Annotated in this window: 1 protein-coding gene; it reads right to left on the bottom strand. The window is 75.6% G+C overall.

From position 1 onward, the window contains the following. Positions 1 to 1,834, bottom strand: a 1,834-nt coding sequence (locus KYY02_RS33470; protein WP_371244795.1) for an SDR family NAD(P)-dependent oxidoreductase, incomplete at both ends; no start/stop codon positions are given.

Consider the following 1,834-nt stretch of genomic DNA (forward strand, 5'->3'; position numbering starts at 1 on the left):
GCCCGCGAGTGCCGTGCCGGGGGCCATGGTGAGCAGGCCGAGGCGCTTGAGGTGTGCGGCCTGCCCCGAGTCCTCGACCATGCCGCCGCCGCCCCACGGCCCCCACGCGACGGCCGTGGCGGGCAGTCCCGCCGCCCGGCGGTGCTCGGCCAGCGCATCGAGATACGCGTTGGCGGCCCCGTAGGCAGCCTGACCGCCACTGCCCCAGACCCCGGCGATGGAGGAGAACAGGACGAACGCCTCAAGAGGCGTGTCGGCCAGCAACTCGTGCAGGTTCCGCGCACCGTCGGCCTTGGCCGCCAGTACGTCGGCGAACTCGGTGAGGTCGTCCGGGTCCAGGTCGGCGAGGGCAGTGGGGCGTTCCACGCCCGCCGTGTGGAAGACGGCTGTGAGCGGCGGCAGGCTCGCCAGCATTGTCGCAACGGCGTCCCTGTCGGCCACGTCGCAGGTGGCGAACGTGACCCGCGCGCCGAGGCCGACGAGTTCGGCCTCCAGGTCCTCGGCCCCTCGGGCGGTCCGGCCGCGGCGGGCGGCCAGCACGATGTGCTCGGCTCCGTGCGCCGCGAGCCAGCGTGCCACGTGGCCGCCGAGGGCTCCGGTGCCGCCGGTGACGAGGACCGTGCCATGCGGCGACCAGCCCGCCTCGGACACCTCGCCCACCGGGGCGGGCACCAGCCTCCGGCCGAGTACGGTGTCGCCGCGCAGGGCGACCTGGTCCTCGCCGGGCGTGGCGACGGCGACGGCGAGGAGGTCCCCGGTCCGCTCGTCCCGCACCGGGGGCAGGTCGATCAAGCCGCCCCAGCGGCCGGGGTGTTCCAGCGCGGCGGCCCGGCCGAGGCCCCACAGCATCGCCTGCTCGGGCCCGGTGACCGCGTCGTCGGCACCCGTCGAGACGGCACCCGAGGTGAGGCACCACAGCGGGGCGTCCACATCACCGAGCGCCCGCAGCAGCCCGACCGTGCTCGCGAGACCCGCGGGTGCGGTCGCCTGACCCGCGAGGCTCACGGGTGCGGCCGCCTCGCCCGCGTCGGTGAGGCCCAGCAGCGAGACCACACCGCTCAGCGGCGGCAGACCCGTCAGCCGCTCCGCCCAGTCGACCGTCTCCGGATCCACGGGCAGCACGTGCGTCTCGTCCGCACCGTTCCGCCGCAGCGACGCCCGCACCCACTCGGCCCGCTCGTCACCGGCCGCCGCGACGACCAGCCAGGCACCGGCGGGCCGGTGCGGCCCGGCGGCCAGCGCACGCCAGTCGACCCGGTAGCGCCAGTTGTCGGCCGTCAGCCGGTCGCGCTGCTTCCTGCGCCACGCGGACAGGCGGGGCAGCACCGCGCTCAACGGATCGTCGGTCGACACGCCCAGCGTGCGGGCGAGATCAGCGGGGTCGCCCTCTTCCACCGCCTCCCAGAAGCGTGCCTCCTCCGGCGACGTCCCCCCGGCGCTCTCCTCGGCCGCCGGTGCGTCCAGCCAGTACCGCTCACGCTGGAAGGCGTACGTCGGCAGGTCGACCCGCCGGGCCCCGCTGCCGTCGAAGAGGGCTGCCAGGTCCACCGGGACGCCGTCGACGTGCAGTCGGCCGATGGCGGTGAGCAGTGCGGTCGGCTCGGGGCGGTCGCCACGCAAGGCGGGGACGAAGGAGGCTTCCGGAGCGCTGAGTTGCCCGAGGCCCGAGAGCACGCCGCCGGGGCCGATCTCCAGGAAGACGTCGACGCCTTGTTCGCGCAGCCCCGCGACCGCGTCGTGGAAACGGACGGACTCGCGCACGTGCCGCACCCAGTACTCCGGAGAGGCCAACTCCTCGGCGGTGGCGCGGACGCCGGTCAGCGTCGACACGATC

It is taken from the genome of Streptomyces pimonensis, assembly GCF_041380215.1.
In the GTDB taxonomy this organism is placed as follows: Bacteria; Actinomycetota; Actinomycetes; order Streptomycetales; family Streptomycetaceae; genus Streptomyces; species Streptomyces pimonensis.